We start from the raw sequence: 20,863 nt of genomic DNA, 5'->3' as shown, positions 1-20,863 counted from the left end.
GTCGATAGCTGGTATGCGCGTAAGCGCTGCCACCGTGCCGTGCCGTAGAGGTGGCGCCATGGTCGCTTAGGGTCGTAGGGCATACCTAGATGATGTCGCCTATCCCGTCACGCACCGTAAGGCCACCCCAACCCTCGATGCACTCAGTACCGCTGCCAGGATTACGCATCCTCGCCATCCCAATGCACAAGCGTCTCTTCAGGGAAGGACTCAATAACAAGCCCACGATGGTCGTCATAGAATGCGATCTCAACAGAGCCGCAATCACATACACCAATCACAGTCATAAGCGGGCTGCCCGTAAGCAGCGTTACAATATCGCCTACATCGAAGGCGTCTTCCGTAATAGCCTCAGCAAAGTAGTCGGAAGGCTTACGGCTATCTTCTTGGGCGCCAAGGTCGATGCCCATATACCAAGGTGATCCGTCCATGCTCATCTCTCCTCTGTTGCATGCACTACGAAAAGGCTACTCTCTGTCTTTAGTCTTCATGAAAGCCACGATCTGCGGCCAGAAGTACCAGGCTGCGCCAGCAATGGCGGCTAGAATAATGAGGTTGAACATTGGGGAATCCTTTGGTGAACATGCACTAAGAATTGGCGCCCTAGCGAAGAGTCGAACTCCGGACATCTTGCTTACAAGGCAAGCGCTCTACCATCTGAGCTACACGGGCTGATAAATGACGCGCACACTGGCGCAGTTGATAAGGCTGCGTGTGCACGTCGATGCCATGACGGGCATTGAAGAAGAGAACGGCGCCCGATTACGGATCTTGGTTATCGGCGCGAGGCGTTGCCCATACGTCGACCGCTGAATTTCTGGTGCAATACCTATTGCGTCCAATAGGCGTTAGCACCAACGGACGCCACTTGCGTGGGCCGCAACACTGGTCCCAAGAGCCCAGCATGGATTAGCAGCCCGCTCACTGCCACGCCCCGAAAGGCAAACAGCAGGAGCGGGCAATCAAGCGTCGCTGGAGGAGGACAGCGCCAGCTTGATGGGGTCTACGCCGATCTGGCGTATGATCCATAAAGATCGTTGGCAGCAAGCATGTAAACTACGTGCGCCTCATCCGCCGTGTCGAAGCAGCCTAGATACTTTTTCTTGCCTTCTATCTTCACATCAGCCCTGTATTTAGGGCCGCCGTTGTGAAGGCTAACGCCCTTGAAGCCAGTTTTATTGTTGCTCTGAAGCGGCTTGTTAGCATTGTTCAGCGATTGATTGGCTGGACGTAGGTTTAGCCACACATTATTGGATTTATCTAAATCCTCATGGTCTACGTCTTCGTCTGGCCAATCGCCGGTCATATATAGTACTGCAAGTCGATGGGCGAGATAGTCGACGCCATCGACTTTAATCTGCGTGTAGCCATCTCCCGTGGTCGTTCCGGCAACGTCACCTACGTAGACGCTATTGGCTGTTCTGACTCGGCGAGTGAAAACACCAGTCAGTGGATCGTACAGGAAAAGCTCTTTTAGCCTTTGCTGCGTTGTCATCGCTCGTCTCATGCTTTCCTCCTTCATGAAACAAGATAGTTACCCGGACTCAGAGGTGGCGCCCTGCTGCGAAACTAGTAAGTAGCTGTACCGCCATATGGAACCGGGTCCGTCGCATAGCGCACGGAAGGTGTGGGGCGTTTGCACTACATGCAACACCCTTCACCATACTCCGAACAACTCTGCAAAAAGGGACGCTCAAGCGGATATTGCCCTTGCTTCAGCCAGATTGTCGTTCGCGGCAGATAGTATCTGCTTGCCCATACGCTCCGCTCTCTTGCCTACGAAGCCATGCGCCTCACCGATCTCGCGCATGTTCTTAGCGGTCATTGCCGTGTCGAGCGTTGCGATATCCTCGTCAGCCAAAAATCTAAGCGTAGCGTCCCAAATCTCACGACTCACCATGGATGAGGCCACGTCCTCCCACGCGATCGCACCGCTTTCGCCCTTCTTGCCCTTGGCTATGCCGACGAATGCCTCGTATGGCCTTGTCGACCCGCACGGCAGTCCTGGCGGGTAATGTTTGACGGTGGGCAAAACTGGCGTGTTCGCATATGCCGCAGCAAGGATCTCAACGCTTTCATTGCGTGAATAGCCAGGACCATTCTTGCGTGTCGTTCCTTTAACGTAGATTGGATAATCGGTATCCAGCAGAGCCGCCAAACCATTGTTGCTGCGCTCTACGTCGGATAGCTTGAATCCCGCGCCACCAAGTTGTCCGTCGGGCTTATCTCGTGTGCCAAGCATAGCGCCAAGCGGCATGGGTGCGTCATACTGGATTAACTTGCCTTCCGGGCCATAGCAGTATGCCTTCTCTGTCTGGTTGCCGTCGCTAAAGCGTAGTCTGCCTATGGCCACGACTGCACCATCTTCGTTGCGCGCCTCTGGCCCTGTCGCCACATGCCGCATAATCTCCTCGACCGAGGGCGTTATCCGAAGATGCCTCTCAAAGCCGTAGTCCACAATCTCTTCCGGTTCGGCGTTGTCGTTTGCAGGAACAACGGTCCAGTTGGTCTTTACCGGTTCGATAGGGCCTTCAGGTTTATTGCGCCAGGCAAGCAGCTGGTCGGCAAAGTCTGCATGGCGTGCCATTCTGTTCCCCTTAGCGAAAGCATTCCACCCACTATGTATTGTTCAGGCCGCAATGACTCCAGTCCTGTTGTCGTTAGCGGCCAGCCAACCGCGCACCAGGCCAACGGCTTGCGCTGCTGCATCGTCTTCGGTCACCGCGCGCAACACAACGACATTGTGCCCCAAGCGCGCTAGCGCCGCATGCCTGGCGACTTGGGCGGGAGATAGGCGACCATTGCCAACTTTGTTCTCCCACATCAGCAATTGCCCGCCAGTGCCGTAGCAGCGCATGTCGGCCTCGCCTGGCGTCATGCCGGCAGCCGTAGCCTGTGCCTGCGCTCTAGGCCCGCGCTTGGCGCTGTTCTGGTCGCCTGCGAACAGGAATACCTTACCGTACTCCGGCATAGCACGCAGGGCGCGGCATTGGGCCGCCTGTAGTTCCCACTCCTCCGGCAGTGCCGGCTTGGCAGTCACCTTGCCGTTCTGTGTGGTCAGGATAGTGCGCTTACCGTTTATGCGGACGGTCTGTTGGGTGCGGGTCATTGGTGGTCCTTGTGCGGCCAATCGGGCGGCCTGTAGCCCTCGTCATAAGCGCGCATGAGACGCGCAAGCAGTTCTGGTATTGGGCGAGGGTTGGTGGTGCGCTCCATGGTGCTTACCGTTAGCGGCAAGCCGTAGCCTAGAACGGCTGCAAGCTGAGCCTGCGTGAGGCCCAGCCTTTGCCGTATGGCGCGGAATTCGTGGTTGGTCATTTGCGCAGCCGCTTGATCTCATCGATCGCCAGCGCGACGGTATTGGCTTTAACATACCAGCCATCATCCTCCAGCTTTCGCCAAAGGATTTCGAGACGAGCTAACACCTCGTCGGTTGTAGGGGTGGCCATTAGGCCGCCTCCTTCGTTTCGCTCAACCATGCCTCAAACTCCTGAATTGAATAACTGCAACCGTTTGGATGCTTCGGCACGGGGCCGGCGCCTACATAAGCACGGAAGGTCTCGACGGAAACGCCCTGCTGGCGAGCCATGCGAGCATCGTGCTTCAGAGTGCGCTGGCGGTGGATTTCGGCACGCTCGGCCGCGGTAAGCGTAAAGCCCGTTCCCTCGCACTTAAAGCAGGTGCCGTTCTCGACGCCGCTAAATTTCTGGATGTAGCCAGCGCCGCCGCATTTGTTGCACCTGTTTGCCATTTCCGTATCTCCCGTTTCGATAATCACAATCTAAGCGATACGGCTTACTAAGTCAAGCGGCTTATCGAATTTAGTTTACGGAGCGGTGGCCCTTGAGCCAGTATTTTTCGGCGGTTGAGGTTGCGTAGTAGGGACAGTCCTCAGCCTTGACGCCGAAACTCGCCGCGTTCCACCCCTGTACTTCGTAATCCTTGTTGGTGTTCGGCTTGCCGTTTGACTTGGTCGGGAGCGGCTTGTTCAGGAAGGTCATGTCGGCGTCTCCTTGTTGATGACCTATACATAAGCCATTCAGCTTACTAAGTCAACAGGCTTAGCCATTTATTTTTCGGCATATCAGCAATCATCACAGCATGCGCCGCCAGTTCCGCCTCCGTCAGCCTACAGGGCAGCGGTAGGCGTGTCGGCAACTCGCCCACGGCCACCGTCGCGGCCACAACGGCCAAATCCAGCCCGCCTTGCCGCCCCACAAGCTCAACGTACACTTCGGCCAGCAATTGCGCGTCGATAAGCGCACCGTGCTTTGCGCGGGCCGCGGTGGAGATGCCGTAGCGGCGGCACAGCGCGTCAAGGCTTGCCGGCGAGCCAGGATGCTTTGCGCGTGCCATGGCAAGCGTGTCTATGACGCGGCTAGCCAAGGCAGGCATGCCGTGGCGCTCGAGTTCGGCGTTGATGATGCCAACGTCAAAGCTGGCGTTGTGTGCTACCAGCGGAGCATCGCCGATGAAGTCCACAAGCGCTGGCGCCACTGCTGCGAACTTTGGGCAGCCCGCCAACATGGCGTCGGTATGCCCATGCACCGCAGTAGCGTCCGCAGGCATCGGCACACCAGGATTTACGTAGGTGTGGAACGTGCGGCCCGTTGGGCGAAGGTCGATAAGCTCGACGGCGCCAATCTCTGCCACCCGATCGCGCAGGATGTCGACGCCAGTGGTTTCGGTGTCGATGACGATTTGGCGGGTTGGTTCTTTCATCTTCAGTCCTGCCCAGACAAGCACCCATACACAACACCCCTTCTAAAGAAGGGGGTGTATGTATGGGGTGGGATGCTCAAGTAAGAAAAATCATAATTGCGGTGTATGGGCGTGTATGGGATAGTTGTTTAGTTGTTGATTTAGTTGATGTTTTTGCCCATACATCAACCCAGACACACCCATACACGCCCATACATCCCTTCGATTTTCTGGGCATTTTTGACCTTATGCAACTTCTGATGTTGTATGGGCAGTCAAGCGCAACCTGTGATATTGTATGTATGGGTGTATGGGCGGATGTATGGTCAGCAATGCTGACCTATTTTAGAGACCAAGCCCACTGCCCTTGCTCGCCAATTTTCTTGTACTTCAGCAACGACTTTTTAACGCGAGCAAATGTCGCCTGCTTTGTCGGCTGTGTGGCGTCGCCCATGGTATCGTAGAAGGCTTGTCTCCACGCCTCCTCTGTGACCATGTTGCCTTCTTGCGGGAAGCCCTTTCCGCCTGGCGATACCGTTCCGTCCTCCTGCATTTCACGCAGGATTATCATGGCTCGGTCGTTATGCGTTTTGGCCTCAACCATGTCGCCAACTGCGGCTTCGTCTATCTTAACCACCACGGGCGCATTGGTTGGCTCGCCATCGGCATCCACGCTTAACTCCACCGACTCCATCTTGAATGCCAGGATGTCGCCCTCGTCGCCGTCATTGGTGCCGTCGCACACCAACTTGTAACGCCCATGCTCTTTCTTCACCATGTAGCTGGCGTCTACAGCGCCATCCAAGTCGATCGCGCCCTTACCTCTCTCACCAGACCACGCGCTGTGGTGGATGGCCGAAACGTGCGCCTGTGTGGCAATCAGTATCTCGTCGCAGGACTGGACGAACCTTGTCATGTCCTTAGACGCGTTCTGGTCGCCGGCACCAAAGACGCGCGTGAGCGTGTCGATGATAACCCACACGCAAGGCAAGTCTGTTTCGGTCTCGGCCTCCTTGATGAGCGCTATCAATGCTTTTGCGTCATCTAGATTGCGCGTGAAATCCAGCCGTCCGCCCACCACAAGCAGCGGCACGTCTTTGACGCCGTGGTGCTTGCGAAAGGCCATCATGCGCCGCTCTGTGAGCTTCTTGCGCTCGGCGGCCACATAGATCACCAATCCGCGCTTTTTGAGCTTGCGCCCATGCCAATCCATACCTGCTGCCACATGGCAGGCAAGGTCGGTTACAATGACACTCTTGCCTGTGCCAGGCAGCCCGCTAATAGTGGTGTACTCGCCCACGCCAAGCATGCCCTTGATGAGCGTTTCCTTCGGTGCGCCCTCCTCGATCTCGTCAAACCACGTCTTTTCGAAGCGTTCTTTTTTCTTGGGTGTGGTGGCGGTTGGTTCTGCGGCGGGTGCCGCTTTTGGCGCCGCCTTCTTGGCATCGTGAGCCGCAACCATGTCCGTCGGATCCGATGACGGAGCCATTTCGCGCTGCGGTATCTGCCGCGGACTGTTGGCCGTCTTGTCTAGGCCGCGCTTAATGCGGTCACGCGTCGACTTCGGCCCATCCTTTTTGACGACACCGCTGGACTCTGCCGCGCGGTACAATTCGTCTTCTGCGGCGCCACGGCTTAGCGCGTTGGCGGCAACAAGCTCGCCCAACGCACACGCGCTCGAGTAAAGTTGCTGACCGCGATTACCGACGGCAGCCGAAGCAACCTTGGCGCATTCGTCTTCAATGGCGCGGCCGATGTAACGCTCGTTGATTTCTTCAACTGGACGATAGACGTATTCGGTTCGGGGTGCCTCCGGCTCGGCGTGCTTATTGACGACCATGTCAAGAAGCCACTGCGGAGCCTCTGCAAAGGCCGGCAGACCGTGGCCGTCATGATTGAGCCACTTGTAGGCGCGTCCGTCCGCCATGGCGCTGCCTGGCGCCAAGACATAGCCCCCGTCTCCCCTGGTATCGACGCCAGGCGCTATGGCCGCACGATTGCGCACGCCGTCGACATGGCTGAAGAAGATGTGTGTGCCGCCATTGGCTGTGGCAGCGCGTGCCGTGTCTGGTAACGCGCCGTGCTTCTTCTCCATGGCGGCAAGCCACACATGGCCGTCGTTGCCGTCGTGCGTATCAAGGTCGAGAACCCATGCGGACAGTGGATCGCCAGTCGGAACGCCGATCGCCGCGGACGGGTACTTCTCGCCGAAGAAGATATCCACGATGCGGCTAGACCGCGTGGCGCCCTTCAGGCCGTTTGTCGTGTATGGAGATTTCTCTGGCTTGGTGATGATTTCGCCGGTTGCAGGATCGACTTCCTCCGCTTCGGATTCGTGGCATGGAAATACGGGAATGCCGTGGCTTGTGTACCAGCGTGCGGTTTCAAGTGGGGTCATCATAATTCCAGAATTAGCTGTTGACTATGCGGACCAATGGTCCTAGACTCTAAATAACAGAAGGAGAGACGTTATGAACGCCATGGACCTGATTGCAGCCCGCTTAGCCGCACCGAAGAAGTTTCGCGTTGTCACGCTTTACGAGTGTGGCAAGACCTATACCCACGACACGGAGATGATGGGTCAGGCTGAGAATTGGGCTATTGGCGAGCGTCGCAAAATTGGTCGTGATCTTATTGAACGCGCTACGGGCAAGACGGTTCGCGTTGTTTCTGTTGAGATCTTGGGTCTGTGACGCCTTCCCAACTAGAAACACGCGCCTTCGCCCTGTTCGGTGCCAATTGGCAGACCGACATGGCGAAGAAGGCTGGCGTAGACCCGCGCACGGTACGCCGCTGGAAGGCTGGCGACCGTGCGATTCCCGATTGGCTAGACGCTCTGTTTCAAGCATGGGAGGCTTTGGCGCTGGTTGAACGGTTGAAGTGATTGTCGTTGGCTGGCACCAAGTCTCCTATGGCTTCACATGCGCTTTGGATGAACGCCGTGGCAAGCGGGCCGACGATGGCGTTGCCATAGCCCCGCACACGTCCCACATGGGTGGCAGACCCATTAGCCAGCAAGCGAAGGCCGGGTTTAGTAATCCATCTTTTTCCTCGATACGGATTACCTGTTCCGGCAACCTCACCCCACGCTGAGATTCCGCCATTCTTTCCAGCGAACGCTTCAGAGATACCGACCCCTTGTAGTCGCTCGTCGTTGGCGTGGCATACAAACCAAAGACGCATGCGTTCCTGTGGCGAGCCGATACCGAGAGCCGGCATAGTGGCCGCCCCAACGGCGTAATCAAGTCGCTCCATATCGTCAGCGACTTCGTCCATCCATCCACCGGCAATCGCGTCTGTAACCTGTTCTCCAAAGACGACTGGAGGTTTGCGCTCTGCGATGAGCGCCTTCCAGTATGGCCAAAGATGTCGCTCGTCTTGCTTTCCGCGGCGCCCATAGACTGTGTTCGCACGGCTGAATGGCTGGCAGGGGCAGCTTCCGGTCCAGACTGGCTTGTCGTCTGGCCAGCCAGCTTGCCTGAGTGCGTGAGACCAGACGCCAATTCCCGCAAAGAAGTGGCATTGCGTGTAGCCGGACAGATCGGAAGGTCGAACATCAACAATTGAGCGCTCATCGACGTCTCCATTAGATATAAGTCCAGCCTTTATGAGTTCCCGTAGCCACGCCGCGGCGAACGGGTCGAACTCGTTGTAATAGGCAGTCAAAACGGCATTTCCTCTCGTACCAACTTCCTAATACTATCCCCAAACCCAACCACGACGCACTTCCACAGCGCGCGCCGTTCTTCATCGCTCATTTCCGCCATGTCGGTCTTTTCCAGCGCCCCGCAGAACTCGCCGGCTAGGTCATCCACCAAGGCAATCGCTTTCACCTCGTAGGGATCCATTCGTCTGACACTGTGGACGTATTCCAAGATGTCCAGGCATTGAGCGCAGAGATACCGCGGCGGCTCGCCCTTGCGTTGGGGTTCTAGGCCGACGCCTATGGCATGGCGCTGGCATACGTGGCAGGAGGAGGGATCGTGTTCAGCCATTGGTGCGCTCCTTAATCCGAAACCCAAATCCACCCTTACCCGCCATGATTCCGCCGTCCGTCTTGGTCCGCGAAGTGGCCGTATTTTTTGCGTCCTTCACCGCGTACCCCCCCCCCGCCGCCTCGGCGCCACCGAACAGCGGCAGGTTGTCGTTAGCGACCTGCTTAATCGCCCGCGCCTTACGGGTAGCAGGTCCCTTGTCGGCCAACCGCAGGCGCTCCGCGATGTCAGCTTGGTACTCCTCCTCGCGCTCAATCAGGATTGCGCGGAAGCCTTCTCGCCACGCCGCTTCGCCAGTGCTTCCCGACCCGGCGAACGGATCCAGCACAACTCCACCGGGTGGCGTTACCATCCGGCAAAGCCATTGCATTAGGTCGACCGGCTTTACCGTTGGGTGCTTGCTGCCGATGCGGTCGAGCTTGTCGGCTTTGGCTGTGTAGAAGAAGCGGGCGGCGGATCCGGAGTCGCCAACATGGCCGGCTTCGTCTTTGAGGTCGAATTTACCGAATGCGTTCTTCGTCTTCGGTTTGTTGCGGTGGCCGCTGAACGTCCCACTTGTTGTCTCAGGAAACCCAGCCAGCACCTCATCGCTGCCGTCGTGCACGATGTTGGCGGGCCAGCGGCCTTTTGGATGCTGTGGCGTCGGCCCAATGTCTTTGAAGCCAAAGCCTTTGCGCTTGCCTTTATCTTTGCAACCACCGTTTGTGAGGCCTTCCGCCCCAATCTCAACCCGACACCCGTCGATATTCAGCGCACCAGTGCTGTGCTCCAACACATTGGCGGCAACCGTGCCAATCAGCGGCTTGCGCGCGAGGCAGATAGGCTCCCACGCTGGCTTGAGGGCTGTTCCCCAGCCCTGCCACTCCGCAGCTTGCGGAGTGGCAGGCTCATTGCCGTCTACCTCGTGATAGCCAGCCTCTAGCGCGGCGGTAAGCCACGGACGGCCTGCGCCAGTATTGGCGGTTGGCATGTTCGCAATGCGCGGATTGTCAACGCGAACCTTCTCTCTTACCGCACCAGCCGTCTTATCAATCGCCTTGCTGACGTCATGCGACTTCGGAAATCCCGAACCATACATCCAAGCCAACTGGTCGCGGATTTCAAACCCCGCATCCTCGATCGCCACGGCCATGCGGTGATATGTACGCGTGCCGCTGAACGCTACGACGTGTCCGCCAGGCTTCAGGACGCGCAACACCTCACGCCAGAATGTCTCAGCAAAAGCCGTCTCGCCGGTATCCCATTGCTTTCCCATGAAGCCGCTGGACGCACGCGCGTAAACGTCGTTGTCGTTAGCTGGCGCAGCGTTCGGGCCGCCGAACCGCTTGACGATTGAGACCAAGGCATATGGCGGGTCGCAGACGACGCTATATACGCTGTTGTCCGGCATGGCCTTGATAACATCGCGGCAATCACCGGGACGCAGTTCGACCTTGCCGTTGAGGAAGATTTGGGCGGGTGCTAGCTCGACCGGCACCTTGAATGTCGAAACCTCGGCAATTTGCGCGTCGTAGTCCTGCTTGTGCAAATCATTCATATTCAACAAACCAATCCTCGTAACAGGCTACGTCAGCCTTACCGTCAGCCGTGATCTCCCAACCGCATTCACACCAGTAGTTGCCGGCTATGTAGAGACCCACGCCGACATCAACGCAGTCGGACTCAGCCTGTCCGCCGCACTCTGGGCATTCCATGAATTGGTCGCCGTAATTAGATGACATAGAATGCAGGCTCCATCTCTCTGTCGACTTGGCCTTTCCATACGCACTCGCAGTCCTTATAGATGCGCATTTCTACCGGCCAATTAGCTTCCCATCCGTCATGATTAGAGTGATAGTCATCGGCCAAGTCTGTCGCGACTAATCGCCAATCCTCAGTGTACAGACATTGCCCGCGCGGGAACTCGCAGCGCGACTCTGGTGCGTGATAGTCAGGATGATCGCCAACGCTATAGCGGTATGGTTCTAGTCTCGACATCACGCCACCCTCACGGTAAGCACATCGTCGCCAGTCTTCATTGCAGCGCCGCGAACTTTCTTGCCGGCATCCAGCGCCACCTTGATTGCCGTCTTGTCTGGTGACGTCACAACGCGCATGTACGAGCGCGGCACCTTGGCCTCATCGACAATCTCCACACTGTCACGCCCCTTGCCGACCGACACGGTAGCCTCAACCAGTGGCGCCCTCTGGATGCCTGTTGCCTTCATGATGCGCAGCATAAGCGTGCGCATCGCTTCCTTGCGTTTGTCGGCCCGCAGCTGGCGTGCCCGCAATTCCGAGATGCGCTCCGCAATCGCCTTTCCCATGCTGTCTGCGTCGCGCTCAATGCCAACCAGGCGCGTCAGCACGTCGAATGCCTTGGTTGAGCCTTCTACCATATCGCGCCGCAGGTCTTCGTCTTCGGCAAGTTCCGGATAGGCGGCAAGCAATGCCGCGACGTCGGCAAGCAGGTTGGCGACGTCAGCCTGTAGGAAATTATCGTTTGCGGGTTTCATGCTGCACCTTTGAATTCTGGATTGAGCGCCTTGACATCACCATGCCTGTAGTTTGCCCATGGGTCTTGCGACTGGATATAAAACTCGCGTGGCCAACTAGTCGGGTCTTCTGAATCGTTTGGCTGCGTCGACGTGCAACCGGGATCGGCGTTGAGGACGTAATATTCTGGCGTGACTAATCCAGTGTCGTCAGCCTCCACCAACAGCGCCTCCAGACGCCGTTGCCATTCAACCGGCATAGCCTCGATGGCCAGACGCGGGAGAACCAGATAAGGCGTCCGGTACAGGCGCCCTTCAAGCGGGAGTCTACCGTCCACGATTGGCATTGCCATCAAATCTCTCCTCTTGCTTCTGCTGCACTATGTCCTTGCGCCAACCGGATGGCGTCCTCCCTGACGATTATCCATCCCGAAGACCGCAACGCAGCAATCAACTGCACGGCAAGCGCTGGCGCACCGACGTAGCCATTGCAGCAGCCACGTAGTTCGGCGGTAAGCACTTCGGCTGGGGTCTTAGAATGGAATGTCATCGTCTAGTACCTCTCGCATTCCTGGCGAATAGTAGTTGTCGTTCGTCGCCACCGGCTCGTTGTCATTGTCCGCATGCGCACGCTCAGTGCCAGGCCGCACATCCTTGATCGTCCAGTACTTGCCGTCGGGCTGCACGGATATCTCCGCCGTTGTTAGTAGTTCGCGCTGCCTCTCCAGCCATTCCAAAACTGTTTTCGGAAAGGGCCGCTGGCCCTGGTGGCTAGCCCACCACCGATCGGCCTTCGACTTTGCGAAGCCGCTATGCTGAGGGCATAGCCACTCACGTATTGCGGTCATGCCGGTAGTGTAGCTAACCTTCACTGACGGCGGCTTCTCCCCCTTCCCCTCATGGTAGTCAAAGCGACGGTCGGATACGGGGCGCCACTTCGCATCATCCTTGGACAGAATCGGCTTGCCTTCGGCTTGCGCGGCAAGCTTCAGTTTTGGCTCCGGAAACTCGAAGTCGCAGCCTGGGCAATGTCGAGCGCTAGCCGCTATCTTCTCGCCGCAGCCGTGCTTGCCGTGTGGATCAGTCTGCTCCTGCGGGCAGACCTTGAACGGCGCGTCACCGTCACCGCTGCCAGGCTCCTTGGCTTGTACCGTGTCGACAGGTCCGTGCTCATTCACCAACTTGGCAAAGTCGAGCACAAGACAGTTCGGCTTTGGTCCCGCTGCGATGGCTGCAAGTCGGTGCTCAACGGTATCGACTGGCATTCCTGGCGCGTAGAGTGGTCGCGTGCCGCGGCCCATCATCTGCACAAAAAGCGAAGCGCTCTTGGTTGGCCGCATCGCGGCAATCAGATCGACTCCCTTGTGGTTGAATCCGGTCGTCAGCACCGAGTTGTTGGTCACTGCGCGGATGCGGTATGCCTTGAAGTCCTCAAGGATGCGGCGCCGCTCATCCTTTGGCGTCTCGCCCGTGATCGTCTCGCAGGTGATGCCATAGCCGCGTATCGCATCGCGCACATGGAAAGCATGGTCGACGCCGCTGCAGAACAGAAGCCAGGACCGACGGTCGGCACCGGCCGCCACGGTTTCAGCCACAACGGCGCGCGTAAGTTCGTCCTTGTCGACTGCGGCTTGCATGGCGCTTTGCTTGTAGTCGCCACCAAGCTTCGCCACGCCGCGCATGTCGTACTCGGTTGCGGTAGGCAGGCTGGACAGGCGACAGAGATAGCCGTCGCGAATGCCTTCCGCGATACCGTAGTCATAGACGACGCGATCGAACAGGCGGTCGTCACCGTCGTCCAGCCTGCCGCTATCGAGGCGAAATGGCGTGGCGGTCAGGCCGACGATCTTCAGGTCGGGATTTATCTCACGCAGCGCCTCAATGAAGCGGCGGTACATGGTGTTGCCGTCCGTCGGAATCAGGTGGCATTCATCCACCAACAAGACGTCGATATGGCCGATGCGCTTGGCGTGTCGATGTACGGTCTGGATGCCTGCGAAGATGATTTGCGAATGAGCGTCCCGCCTGCCGAGGCCGGCAGAGAAAATGCCGGCCGGAGCGAATGGCCATACACCAAGCAACTCGAGATAATTCTGTTCGATTAATTCCGCGACATGCGTGGCTACCATCAGACGCAACTCTGGCCAACCCTCGACCAGGCGCTTGATGAGTGACGCCATGAGCAAGCTCTTGCCTGTGCCTGTCGCTGCAACCACCAAAGGATTGCCAGCCTCCTCTGACCAGTAATCGAAGATGGCTTGCTCTGCCTCGGTTTGGTATGTCCGCAGTTCAAGCATTAAGCCGCCACCTTCGTCGTCTTCACCAGCCGTTCACGCGCCCTTGCGGTAAGCTGACGAACGCGCTCCGTGCCGATACCGCGCTTCTCGGCAACCTCACGCAGCATCTCGCCCTTCCCCAAGCGAACCAACATACGGCCGTCGCGGCTACGTGACAGGCGCCGCACAACCTGGTTGGCGTAAGTGATATCCTCCTGGCGCGGAGCAGTGCTCAGCTTGGCTACTGCACGTCCCTCCGGATCGTCCTTGATTGGCAGCCGACGGCTAAGCGTCGCCTGCTTTGCGCGCTGCATCTGGAGAATGGCGCGCATGTTCATCTGCAGCCAGTTCCACAAGCCGCCGTCCTCACGAAAGTTCTGCCAGCGATCGAACGCAAAGGCCATCGTGTCCTGCACCAGGTCTTCGCGTTCCGCGGTGTTGTTGGTCAGTTTGCGGGCAAGCTTGGTGAGGCCGGGAAGGTAGGCCATAACCTTGGCGTCGAATTCTTTAGGCCGCTGCATTTTGTTCACCCGCTCCATCAATCCAAACGCTTCCGTCGTACATCCTATAAGTCACTGTCTCGTCCGCCTCCGAACAATCAATCTGCTCGCCAGCCACCAAGCCGGGAATCGTCAAGTGGGCCGGACATCCTGCCGCCTGTTCATCGGCGCTAAGCGGCTTGCTAAACCGCGCGCACGACCACGACCCGCCTTCTTCCGGCGTCGAGTAGAGGCACGTTCTGCAGTTCACTCGAGGTGGCGCATGTTCGTGACACACAGCGCGGTGCTTGCACCAGCCGCAGGCAAACGCCATTTTGTGAGATGGATCCTCGTGTAGCTTCGCTGGCGGTGTGTCCGCATCGATAATCCGTTGCGCCCTGGCAAGAAGTCGTATTACGAACTCAATGTCTAGCTTGACGCGCTCCGCGTAGAGTTCGTCCGTGTCCTTGTTTACAGCCAGGTAGATTCCGCGATCTCGACCACGTCGGCACATGTAGGTTTGTATCTGGCCGTAGTGCGCTGGTTTGCTCTTTTGAACTCCGTCCTTAAGCAGCTTTGCAAACGACTTGGCATTGTGGGACTTGATTTCTCCGACGTGTATTTTCTTCGGTGATTCCGGCAAGCCAAGGATTTCAGAGTCCAGATAGCCGCGGACATGACCGCCGCAGGCCTCAACCATAATCTGCTTGCCGTTGTCGTCGCGGTCCCACACCTCGCAGCCGATCGCACGCAGGTTTGTAATCCAGCGCTCTTCCTCAATGTTGCCGGTCTCGAAGATGCGAAGCGTGCGACCTGGTATGCTTTCGTGCGGGCTGGCCCACCGGAAGTCATAGAAAAGTTTGCGCTCACACTCTTCGGTTAAGGTTGAGACGGAAATTGAGCGGCCGTCCCTTGGTTCATTCGCAGCCTCGTATGCGGCATAGATAGCCGCCACTGTTGGCGATAGTGCTGGCGCTTCTGTGGGGATGGTTGCCACTTACACCACCTCCACCACAAATGGAGCACGCACGCCAGAGCAATGCGCCTGTGCGGCATCAAGGGCGGCCACCACACGCTGCTCCGGTGCGCCAAGCGAACCATGCAGCCGGCCAAGCGCATACGGCTCACCAGTGCCCGCTGCGGCATATGTGCTGTACTCGGCCACGCTGTAGTCGCTGCTTATTTTAAACAACCGTCCGGCCGTGCCGATAAGCAGTTCGTCTGTTTCTTTGCCGGCGAGTTTTATGAGCAACGGCACAATGGCGTTTACGAGGTGCGCCAGGATGTCGCCTTCAACATCGGGTAGCGTGGCATACTGCAACAACTGCCCAACGCGGAACGATCCGGTGAAGCCAATCACGTAGGAGCCGTTACGGAACACCTTACGGTTGGTGCGCACCTCGATAGCGTCGCCAGTGCTGGCCGCGCTATCGCCACCCATGTAGACTTTGCCGTCGTGGATAATGGCGGCTAGGCAGGTCATCGTGTGCTCCTGTATTCTTCGTCTGCCGCCGTGCGTGCCGCTATGAGCTTGACCCAGCCGCCCCTGTCGAACGCAACAGCCGATGGGCGCATGCATTCCGTGCAGTCGATTTCCAGATAGTCGCCGGGATGCGCATAGCCGTCCTCGCCAACGTGGACAAATCCACCGTGCGGCCAGCCAATCATCACGCGAGACAATGTTGTCGGTGCGTCCCACATGTCAGCGCCGCAATGTGGGCAGTACGGGTGCGCGTCCCCATCAACGCCAGCCCTGGTCATCTTCGGCGCCACCATCGCCCTACACCCGACGCGGCATAAGCACGGCAAGCAGCCCCTCAGCCTTGTCCGAAGTGAACAGCGCAGGAGAGCCGCCATCAGCCAGCGCCAGGCTGATATCGCCAGCCGGGAACTGCCCGATAAGCTCGGTCAGGTATGAGGAGTCGAAACCAATCTCGATTGGGTCGCCATCGTATGAAACTGCGATTTCTTCGGTTGCACTTCCCGAGTCGGGGTTGTTGACAACCAGCGTCGCCAGGTCTGCGGCGAAGTTCAACTTCACGGCACGGGCGCGTTCGCTGGAAACAATGGCGACACGGTCGGCGGCCTTGCTCATCGTCGCAGCGTCGAACACCGCAATCTTGTCGTTGCCGGTCGGGATGACGCGCTGATAGTCTGGAAAAGTCCCGTCGATCAGCTTCGAAGTGATGATGGTTTCGCCTGCCGTCACACGGATCTTCGCCGACGATAGCGAAACAGACACCGCGCCCTTCGGAACAATGCCAACCATCTTGCGCGGCACGATGACGCCATCGAACTTGCCGACGCCTGCGACGGTGTGGCGTGCTAGGCGATGCCCGTCCGTTGCAACCGCAGTAAGTGTCTTGGCGGTGCCAACGATGTAGACGCCATTGAGGTAATAGCGCGTCTCCTCAGTCGAGATTGCAAACGCCGTAGGCGCAAACAGCGCAGCCAGGTCAATGTCAAAGTGCTTGGTGAAGCCGTCCACGCTCCATGCGGGAAAGTCATCCGCAGGCAGCGTCTGCAGGCGCGACGTGTAGCGCCCTGCCTTGACGGTAAGCGTGTTGTCGGCTGCGGTAAGCGTCACGTCCTGAATGGGCGGAAGCTTCTTGACGATATCGTCCAGTAGCTTGGCCGATACGCAGATCGCGCCGTCTTCTTCGGCTTCGACTGTGACCGTGGACGTAATCTCAATATCCAAGTCTGTTGCAGTTGCGGTTAGCTTGCCGCCGTCCGCAACCAACTTGACGCATGACAGGATCGGGAAGTTGTTGCGGCTTTCGACAACGCGAGTTGTGGCAGCCAATAGGCGCGCCAAGTCGGCGCGTGGAATGGTGAGTTTCACGCTGGTATTCTCCTCTTGTGGGGATAGGTGGCGGGCCGAAGCCCGCCGTTAGTTACGCGCCGCTAAGCCGCCTTCTTGCCCCAAGGAAGTTTTTTGGCCGGAGCAGCAGCCTCGACTTTTGCGGCTGGCGCATTGTCGTTGCTGGCCGCCTTCTTCGGTGCGCTGGCGGGCATGCTGCCGTCGCCGATGATGCCCAAGGCGGGAATCTCTTCCTTGGCGTCGTCGTCTTCGTAGTAGAAGTGGCGAATTTCGTTGCGGTCCTTGTAGAACTCGCCACTGCCATCATTCTTGGCCTGACCGGCCTGGATGCCGATCTCTACGACAAACGACTTGAATAGCAGTTCGTCGCTGTCTGTGCCCTTTTCAACTAGAACCTGGACGGCGCGGCAGAATCTATCGAACATCGGTTTCCCAAATTTGTATGCTCCATGCTTGAATTCGTCGGCATGCAACATTGTAAAATAGGACCAGAACTTGCGACCTTTCAGTTCTTCAGGCTCCTGAATCTCAAAGGTAATGGCCGCCTGACGACCCTTCTTATCCTTGGTTTCAGGGAAGTCGATAGCCTCTGCCCAGATGCGGGCATAGCAGTGCGGGATAATGCCACCACCGCCTTGCTTGTCGGTGGCCTCAACATCTACGGAATAGTCAAAATCGATCTTGCTCAAGGTGGTGTTCCTTTTGATTTAAGCAGCCAAGGCTAATGACGGCTGGAATGGTGCTGTTAGTTTGTCGTTCTTGCTCAGGTTGTCTTTTGCCCACAACGGCTGCAGATTGGAGATTGCCCAAGCCCGCTTAAAGTCAATGTCGTCTGGTGTTACATAGTTGTGTGCGGCAAGTGGAATTTTATGGTCTACATGCCACTCGCCATAATTCTCCCATGTCATACCATCTTGGAAAAGTCCCTCCAGGTGGGCACGAAGGTCGTCAACTGTGTATCCGAGGATGTCGAATGTTTTGCGACCCGACTTTGACCCCTTAGCGATTCCTCTGTACATTCCAGACCTGATATTGCTCTCCAGTCTTCCTCTTGGAGTCGATCGTCTCTTGCTCTGGTATCCGCGGGCTTTATTGCGATTTTCCGCAAACCATCTTTTGCTATATGCGCGAACCTCCTCTTCATTTTTCCCACGCCATTTGCGCTGATACTCAAGAGTGAGATCAGGGTTGGCAGCCCACCATCTTCGTTGATACTCACGAGCGGCCTCCGGGTCTGCCGCTCTGCGAACTCTGTTTCGTTCCAAGTAGTACTCCGGATTATCTGCACTCCACTTGCGAAGATAATCAGATTGGCATTCGACGCATCTACCACCGCTTGTATACCGCATCGACACATGCCCATGCTTGCAAGGCTTGCCCGTAAAATACCATTTCGATCCGATCGCCTTAGCCTCGGCGCGAGTGCGCGGAAGCTCGTTGTCATTGTCAGCAATCATTCAGAGGGCAGCCAGAACTTGCTTAGCGCCGCGTAACCGGCACCCTTTTTGTAAACGATGCTATCGGGCATGGAGAACCTGTTCTTAGCCACGAAGCCAGCGCCTTCGGAAAGATGGATTTGGCGCTCCTTGCCGCCTTCTGCGTGCGTGATGGTCTTCTTTGGCGCGATCTCCTTCTCCTTCAAACTGACGCGATAATTCATGAATGCCACCAAGTCGGCCTGCTCACGCACCAGGGCATTGCCGCGCTTGTGAAGCTTTGGTGTGTAGCGGCTGTATGGATCCGTGGTTGGCGAGTCGAAGCGCACGATTTCGGGGTGTGCGAGCATGACGACATTGATGCCGGCCTGCGCCAGCGCTGAGACGCCGCCAAGGAAGTCGCGCCATTCGGTGTCTGCCTCAACGTAGCCTTTGCCGTAGCCTGGCGTTTCGATGGACTCGACACCAAGCCGCGCCGCAGTAGCAGCCCACACCAGGTGCTCGAGGCCGTCGAGACTGTCCACGATCACGGTCTGGAATTCGTGCTCGGTCTGCAGCAGTTCCGAAAAGATATCGATGACGTCGCTGAACGACTCGATAGTGCCAGGCGTGGCCATCTCGACGTCGGACGGCGGACGCTCTCCCTCGGTTGGCAGATAGAGCGGCGACGGCCATTCCGATGCCAGAGTTGACTTGCCGATACCATCCACACCGTAGAGTAGCGTGATTGGCGGATTGGTCGACTTACTGGATTTCAAACTGGATAGGGAAATAGCCATCTTACATCAGCATCCTTGTAGCGATTAGTGCGAGCAGTACGAGTATGCTGCCATAAAACAGCATGGGTCTGGGATCCGGCGCGGTCATTTGAGAAGCGACCAGGCGATAAGCGGCAAGAGCACAATGCCGATGGTGATCCACACTGCCGCATAGCGTGCCGCTGGAGGCGGGATGGTGTCGTCGTATTCCGGGTCGATAAGGTCTTCCATGATTCCTCCTTCTTATTGCCGAGCGCTGCCGGCAATAAGTGATTGGTGGTTGCGGTGCGGTGGTGGGTTAGGCGGCGCGCATAAGGAACTGCTCTACGCCAGTCTTGGCCGCTGCCAAGTCAACGCCAGCAAGATCGCGAAGCGCCTTAATCGCCGGGATTTTGCTTCCTCGTGCCGCCAACCGCTGCCACTCGTGGTCGTACACGCGATCGACCTTGGCGACGGTGCCGAGCGTGTAGACGCCAAACTCCTTGCCGTGATTGGTGCGCGCCAGGCGGTTTGCTTCAGTGGTTGCCGCGTCGGTTGTGTTGTGAACGAACGGGCGGGTATTTGGTCGCGGCGTGCCGTTCTCGAGAACCGCGACGATCGCCGTGCCGGTCTGGCTGTGCTTGGCCACGATGTCGGCGATGGTGGTGACCGATGGCAACAAGACGAGATCGGAAGGCTGTTCGGTGGATAAGCCATCCCAACTATGGCCACCTTGATCGACCTGAATTCCCCAAGTGTCGACATTGATGACCGTCGCTTCCTTGCCGCGCGCGGGTGAATTGTAGTCGTCGCGGAACTTCACCCGATCGCCAACCTTGAACGTCGCGGTTGTTGCGGGAGCAACAACGGGCGAAACGCCAAGCAGCGGAACGTCGTCGGTCCATTCGTCGATGAGGTCGAGGTTGGTAAATTCGTAGTTGCTGCCGTCCACCTTGAAGATGAAGTTATTTGTCTGGTCGCGGTGCGGCTTGTCGAGCGTGCCAATCCAAGGATGATTGCCGCCGTAGCCGTTCCGCCACACCATCGGCCCGACCTTCCGCCCATCGCGCGTCTTGTAGAACTTGCCGGCTTCGATGCGGAGGGTGGTTGCGGTTGCTGGCGCAACGGCAACGAAATAGTTGTGCGGGTAGCTAAGGTTCCGCACCTTGTTACCTGTGTCGATGTCAATCCACACGTCTTTGTCGTTCGCCTTCGTAACGACGTGTTCGGTTCCGATTTCAAGCAAGCAGGTGCCGTCGACGGCGCGAACTCGGTCTCCAGCAACGAACTTCGTCTCAGCCTTCCGCCCACCATACTCGTCGGCCAGGTTGTCGGACTTCGGCCGCGGCGCAGGAGGAGTAGGTGCTGTTGCCCGTGGCAACTGCAGCGGGTTCGATTTCGTGCTCGTAGAAATACCATTCGGAGTCGGTGTGGTATTCATAGTCACCACGCGACCGATTGGGCATTCGTGATGGCTGCCGCCGAACTCATCCCCGTCCTTCACCACACGCACCTTGTCGCCGGCCGCGAACTTCGTGGCGAGTTCGAAGCGGGAAGCCCACATACCATTGCCGCCATTGACGTTGATGTACTGGCCGCTAACGCCTTCGACGGTGTATGTTTCGCCGGCCACGATGACATGAGTGCCGGCCGCATCGACGCACCGCACCCGATCACCCACCTTAAACTTGCCTTCCGCCTTCACATGCATATTCATGCTCTCATCCTCTCCAGAGAAACCACGTTGTCCAAAGCCTCACGGCCATCGAAATTCAGCATCGAAACCGGGTACAGCCGCTCCTGCGGGCCGGCGTCGTCCAGATACCGGACGATGTATTTGTCCTGATCGCCCAAGTAGCTAAGCTTGCCGACCACAAGCCCGTCGACGTCGCCCATTATGATCCTGCAGCGCGCGCCGATCATTGCGCGGCACCCAAGCAA

Annotated in this window: 27 protein-coding genes and 1 tRNA gene; 1 reads left to right on the top strand and 27 read right to left on the bottom strand. The window is 57.7% G+C overall.

Going from position 1 to position 20,863, the window contains the following annotated elements; genetic code table 11:
• Window positions 1-161: 161 nt before the first annotated feature.
• The 11 genes from LB559_RS09200 to LB559_RS09155 form a co-directional block, all read right to left on the bottom strand.
• The gene (locus LB559_RS09200; protein WP_224673849.1) at window positions 162-431 is read right to left on the bottom strand and encodes a DUF2158 domain-containing protein; all 270 of its coding nucleotides are present in this window, start codon (window positions 429-431) and stop codon (window positions 162-164) included.
• Window positions 432-596: 165 nt separating this feature from the next.
• A tRNA-Thr gene (locus LB559_RS09195) sits at window positions 597-672 on the bottom strand.
• A gap of 331 nt (window positions 673-1,003) precedes the next feature.
• A complete protein-coding gene (locus LB559_RS09190) occupies window positions 1,004-1,495 on the bottom strand; it encodes an HNH endonuclease (protein ID WP_224673848.1) in 492 nt (163 codons plus the stop codon).
• Window positions 1,496-1,693: 198 nt separating this feature from the next.
• Window positions 1,694-2,587, bottom strand: coding sequence for a hypothetical protein (locus LB559_RS09185; protein ID WP_224673847.1), 894 nt, complete (start codon window positions 2,585-2,587; stop codon window positions 1,694-1,696).
• A 42-nt stretch (window positions 2,588-2,629) separates the two neighbouring features.
• Complete coding sequence (locus LB559_RS09180; RefSeq protein ID WP_224673846.1) at window positions 2,630-3,109, bottom strand: VRR-NUC domain-containing protein; 480 nt, start codon at window positions 3,107-3,109, stop codon at window positions 2,630-2,632.
• Complete coding sequence (locus LB559_RS09175) at window positions 3,106-3,318, bottom strand: helix-turn-helix domain-containing protein (RefSeq protein ID WP_224673845.1); 213 nt, start codon at window positions 3,316-3,318, stop codon at window positions 3,106-3,108. The genes LB559_RS09180 and LB559_RS09175 overlap by 4 nt, the downstream gene beginning before the upstream one ends.
• Window positions 3,315-3,449 (bottom strand): hypothetical protein, encoded by a 135-nt coding sequence (locus LB559_RS32855; RefSeq protein WP_263499001.1) that lies wholly within the window; start codon window positions 3,447-3,449, stop codon window positions 3,315-3,317. Before LB559_RS32855 ends, LB559_RS09175 begins: the two co-directional genes overlap by 4 nt.
• Window positions 3,449-3,751, bottom strand: coding sequence for a hypothetical protein (locus LB559_RS09170; RefSeq protein WP_224673844.1), 303 nt, complete (start codon window positions 3,749-3,751; stop codon window positions 3,449-3,451). Before LB559_RS09170 ends, LB559_RS32855 begins: the two co-directional genes overlap by 1 nt.
• 70 nt (window positions 3,752-3,821) lie before the next feature.
• Entirely contained in the window at window positions 3,822-4,001 is a 180-nt protein-coding gene (locus LB559_RS09165; RefSeq protein ID WP_224673843.1) for a hypothetical protein, read from the bottom strand.
• A gap of 46 nt (window positions 4,002-4,047) precedes the next feature.
• Window positions 4,048-4,722, bottom strand: a complete 675-nt coding sequence (gene dnaQ / locus LB559_RS09160; protein ID WP_224673842.1) for a DNA polymerase III subunit epsilon — start codon at window positions 4,720-4,722, stop codon at window positions 4,048-4,050.
• Window positions 4,723-5,041: 319 nt separating this feature from the next.
• Window positions 5,042-7,099 carry an AAA family ATPase gene (locus LB559_RS09155; protein WP_224673841.1) on the bottom strand — a complete coding sequence of 686 codons (2,058 nt, stop codon included), beginning with the start codon at window positions 7,097-7,099 and terminating at the stop codon, window positions 5,042-5,044.
• A gap of 73 nt (window positions 7,100-7,172) precedes the next feature.
• Here LB559_RS09155 and LB559_RS09150 point away from each other — a divergent pair, with 73 nt between their 5' ends.
• The gene (locus LB559_RS09150) at window positions 7,173-7,394 is read left to right on the top strand and encodes a hypothetical protein (protein ID WP_224673840.1); all 222 of its coding nucleotides are present in this window, start codon (window positions 7,173-7,175) and stop codon (window positions 7,392-7,394) included.
• Between the two features lie 148 nt (window positions 7,395-7,542).
• Here LB559_RS09150 and LB559_RS09145 read toward each other — a convergent pair whose 3' ends face one another.
• From LB559_RS09145 to LB559_RS09075, 16 genes are all read right to left on the bottom strand, one after another.
• The gene (locus LB559_RS09145; RefSeq protein WP_224673839.1) at window positions 7,543-8,367 is read right to left on the bottom strand and encodes a DNA cytosine methyltransferase; all 825 of its coding nucleotides are present in this window, start codon (window positions 8,365-8,367) and stop codon (window positions 7,543-7,545) included.
• A complete protein-coding gene (locus LB559_RS09140; protein WP_224673838.1) occupies window positions 8,364-8,696 on the bottom strand; it encodes a hypothetical protein in 333 nt (110 codons plus the stop codon). Before LB559_RS09140 ends, LB559_RS09145 begins: the two co-directional genes overlap by 4 nt.
• Window positions 8,689-10,233 (bottom strand): DNA-methyltransferase, encoded by a 1,545-nt coding sequence (locus LB559_RS09135; RefSeq protein ID WP_224673959.1) that lies wholly within the window; start codon window positions 10,231-10,233, stop codon window positions 8,689-8,691. Before LB559_RS09135 ends, LB559_RS09140 begins: the two co-directional genes overlap by 8 nt.
• A 439-nt stretch (window positions 10,234-10,672) precedes the next feature.
• On the bottom strand, window positions 10,673-11,191 hold the full coding sequence (locus tag LB559_RS09130) for a siphovirus Gp157 family protein (protein ID WP_224673837.1): 519 nt from the start codon (window positions 11,189-11,191) through the stop codon (window positions 10,673-10,675).
• On the bottom strand, window positions 11,188-11,523 hold the full coding sequence (locus tag LB559_RS09125; RefSeq protein ID WP_224673836.1) for a hypothetical protein: 336 nt from the start codon (window positions 11,521-11,523) through the stop codon (window positions 11,188-11,190). Before LB559_RS09125 ends, LB559_RS09130 begins: the two co-directional genes overlap by 4 nt.
• Before the next feature lie 180 nt (window positions 11,524-11,703).
• Entirely contained in the window at window positions 11,704-13,467 is a 1,764-nt protein-coding gene (locus tag LB559_RS09120) for a DEAD/DEAH box helicase (protein WP_224673835.1), read from the bottom strand.
• A complete protein-coding gene (locus LB559_RS09115) occupies window positions 13,467-13,985 on the bottom strand; it encodes a sigma-70 family RNA polymerase sigma factor (protein ID WP_224673834.1) in 519 nt (172 codons plus the stop codon). Before LB559_RS09115 ends, LB559_RS09120 begins: the two co-directional genes overlap by 1 nt.
• Window positions 13,954-14,922 (bottom strand): oxidoreductase, encoded by a 969-nt coding sequence (locus LB559_RS09110; protein ID WP_224673833.1) that lies wholly within the window; start codon window positions 14,920-14,922, stop codon window positions 13,954-13,956. The genes LB559_RS09115 and LB559_RS09110 overlap by 32 nt, the downstream gene beginning before the upstream one ends.
• A complete protein-coding gene (locus LB559_RS09105; RefSeq protein ID WP_224673832.1) occupies window positions 14,923-15,408 on the bottom strand; it encodes a hypothetical protein in 486 nt (161 codons plus the stop codon). It abuts the gene before it with no gap.
• 297 nt (window positions 15,409-15,705) lie between these two features.
• On the bottom strand, window positions 15,706-16,770 hold the full coding sequence (gene dnaN, locus LB559_RS09100) for a DNA polymerase III subunit beta (RefSeq protein WP_224673831.1): 1,065 nt from the start codon (window positions 16,768-16,770) through the stop codon (window positions 15,706-15,708).
• Between the two features lie 62 nt (window positions 16,771-16,832).
• Window positions 16,833-17,438 carry a hypothetical protein gene (locus tag LB559_RS09095; RefSeq protein WP_224673830.1) on the bottom strand — a complete coding sequence of 202 codons (606 nt, stop codon included), beginning with the start codon at window positions 17,436-17,438 and terminating at the stop codon, window positions 16,833-16,835.
• A gap of 18 nt (window positions 17,439-17,456) precedes the next feature.
• On the bottom strand, window positions 17,457-18,206 hold the full coding sequence (locus LB559_RS09090) for a hypothetical protein (protein WP_224673829.1): 750 nt from the start codon (window positions 18,204-18,206) through the stop codon (window positions 17,457-17,459).
• Complete coding sequence (locus LB559_RS09085; RefSeq protein WP_224673828.1) at window positions 18,203-18,964, bottom strand: ATP-binding protein; 762 nt, start codon at window positions 18,962-18,964, stop codon at window positions 18,203-18,205. The genes LB559_RS09090 and LB559_RS09085 overlap by 4 nt, the downstream gene beginning before the upstream one ends.
• 84 nt (window positions 18,965-19,048) lie before the next feature.
• Window positions 19,049-19,174, bottom strand: a complete 126-nt coding sequence (locus LB559_RS32850) for a hypothetical protein (protein ID WP_263499000.1) — start codon at window positions 19,172-19,174, stop codon at window positions 19,049-19,051.
• Between the two features lie 67 nt (window positions 19,175-19,241).
• A complete protein-coding gene (locus tag LB559_RS09080; RefSeq protein WP_224673827.1) occupies window positions 19,242-20,639 on the bottom strand; it encodes a hypothetical protein in 1,398 nt (465 codons plus the stop codon).
• Window positions 20,636-20,818 (bottom strand): hypothetical protein, encoded by a 183-nt coding sequence (locus LB559_RS09075; RefSeq protein ID WP_224673826.1) that lies wholly within the window; start codon window positions 20,816-20,818, stop codon window positions 20,636-20,638. Before LB559_RS09075 ends, LB559_RS09080 begins: the two co-directional genes overlap by 4 nt.
• Window positions 20,819-20,863: the final 45 nt, after the last annotated feature.

Origin of the sequence: Mesorhizobium sp. BR1-1-3, assembly GCF_020165455.1 — a bacterium.
In the GTDB taxonomy this organism is placed as follows: domain Bacteria; phylum Pseudomonadota; class Alphaproteobacteria; order Rhizobiales; family Rhizobiaceae; genus Mesorhizobium; species Mesorhizobium ciceri.
The sequence above is the reverse complement of the archived record's forward strand: the minus strand, read 5'-3'. Positions and strand labels throughout refer to the sequence as shown.

What these genes read in the sequence shown, in the direction of transcription:
- LB559_RS09120 (WP_224673835.1), bottom strand. Translation starts at nt 13,467, where the DNA reads ATGCTTGAACTGCGGACATACCAAACCGAGGCAGAGCAAGCCATCTTC.
- LB559_RS09090 (WP_224673829.1), bottom strand. Translation starts at nt 18,206, where the DNA reads ATGATTGCTGACAATGACAACGAGCTTCCGCGCACTCGCGCCGAGGCT.
- LB559_RS32850 (WP_263499000.1), bottom strand. Translation starts at nt 19,174, where the DNA reads ATGGAAGACCTTATCGACCCGGAATACGACGACACCATCCCGCCTCCA.
- LB559_RS09105 (WP_224673832.1), bottom strand. Translation starts at nt 15,408, where the DNA reads ATGACCTGCCTAGCCGCCATTATCCACGACGGCAAAGTCTACATGGGT.
- LB559_RS09080 (WP_224673827.1), bottom strand. Translation starts at nt 20,639, where the DNA reads ATGAATATGCATGTGAAGGCGGAAGGCAAGTTTAAGGTGGGTGATCGG.
- LB559_RS09130 (WP_224673837.1), bottom strand. Translation starts at nt 11,191, where the DNA reads ATGAAACCCGCAAACGATAATTTCCTACAGGCTGACGTCGCCAACCTG.
- LB559_RS09200 (WP_224673849.1), bottom strand. Translation starts at nt 431, where the DNA reads ATGGACGGATCACCTTGGTATATGGGCATCGACCTTGGCGCCCAAGAA.
- dnaQ (WP_224673842.1), bottom strand. Translation starts at nt 4,722, where the DNA reads ATGAAAGAACCAACCCGCCAAATCGTCATCGACACCGAAACCACTGGC.
- LB559_RS09190 (WP_224673848.1), bottom strand. Translation starts at nt 1,495, where the DNA reads ATGACAACGCAGCAAAGGCTAAAAGAGCTTTTCCTGTACGATCCACTG.
- LB559_RS09165 (WP_224673843.1), bottom strand. Translation starts at nt 4,001, where the DNA reads ATGACCTTCCTGAACAAGCCGCTCCCGACCAAGTCAAACGGCAAGCCG.
- LB559_RS09170 (WP_224673844.1), bottom strand. Translation starts at nt 3,751, where the DNA reads ATGGCAAACAGGTGCAACAAATGCGGCGGCGCTGGCTACATCCAGAAA.
- LB559_RS09135 (WP_224673959.1), bottom strand. Translation starts at nt 10,233, where the DNA reads ATGAATGATTTGCACAAGCAGGACTACGACGCGCAAATTGCCGAGGTT.
- LB559_RS09180 (WP_224673846.1), bottom strand. Translation starts at nt 3,109, where the DNA reads ATGACCCGCACCCAACAGACCGTCCGCATAAACGGTAAGCGCACTATC.
- LB559_RS09155 (WP_224673841.1), bottom strand. Translation starts at nt 7,099, where the DNA reads ATGACCCCACTTGAAACCGCACGCTGGTACACAAGCCACGGCATTCCC.
- LB559_RS09115 (WP_224673834.1), bottom strand. Translation starts at nt 13,985, where the DNA reads ATGGAGCGGGTGAACAAAATGCAGCGGCCTAAAGAATTCGACGCCAAG.
- LB559_RS09175 (WP_224673845.1), bottom strand. Translation starts at nt 3,318, where the DNA reads ATGACCAACCACGAATTCCGCGCCATACGGCAAAGGCTGGGCCTCACG.
- LB559_RS09085 (WP_224673828.1), bottom strand. Translation starts at nt 18,964, where the DNA reads ATGGCTATTTCCCTATCCAGTTTGAAATCCAGTAAGTCGACCAATCCG.
- LB559_RS09185 (WP_224673847.1), bottom strand. Translation starts at nt 2,587, where the DNA reads ATGGCACGCCATGCAGACTTTGCCGACCAGCTGCTTGCCTGGCGCAAT.
- LB559_RS09150 (WP_224673840.1), top strand. Translation starts at nt 7,173, where the DNA reads ATGAACGCCATGGACCTGATTGCAGCCCGCTTAGCCGCACCGAAGAAG.
- LB559_RS09125 (WP_224673836.1), bottom strand. Translation starts at nt 11,523, where the DNA reads ATGGCAATGCCAATCGTGGACGGTAGACTCCCGCTTGAAGGGCGCCTG.
- LB559_RS09140 (WP_224673838.1), bottom strand. Translation starts at nt 8,696, where the DNA reads ATGGCTGAACACGATCCCTCCTCCTGCCACGTATGCCAGCGCCATGCC.
- LB559_RS32855 (WP_263499001.1), bottom strand. Translation starts at nt 3,449, where the DNA reads ATGGCCACCCCTACAACCGACGAGGTGTTAGCTCGTCTCGAAATCCTT.
- LB559_RS09075 (WP_224673826.1), bottom strand. Translation starts at nt 20,818, where the DNA reads ATGGGCGACGTCGACGGGCTTGTGGTCGGCAAGCTTAGCTACTTGGGC.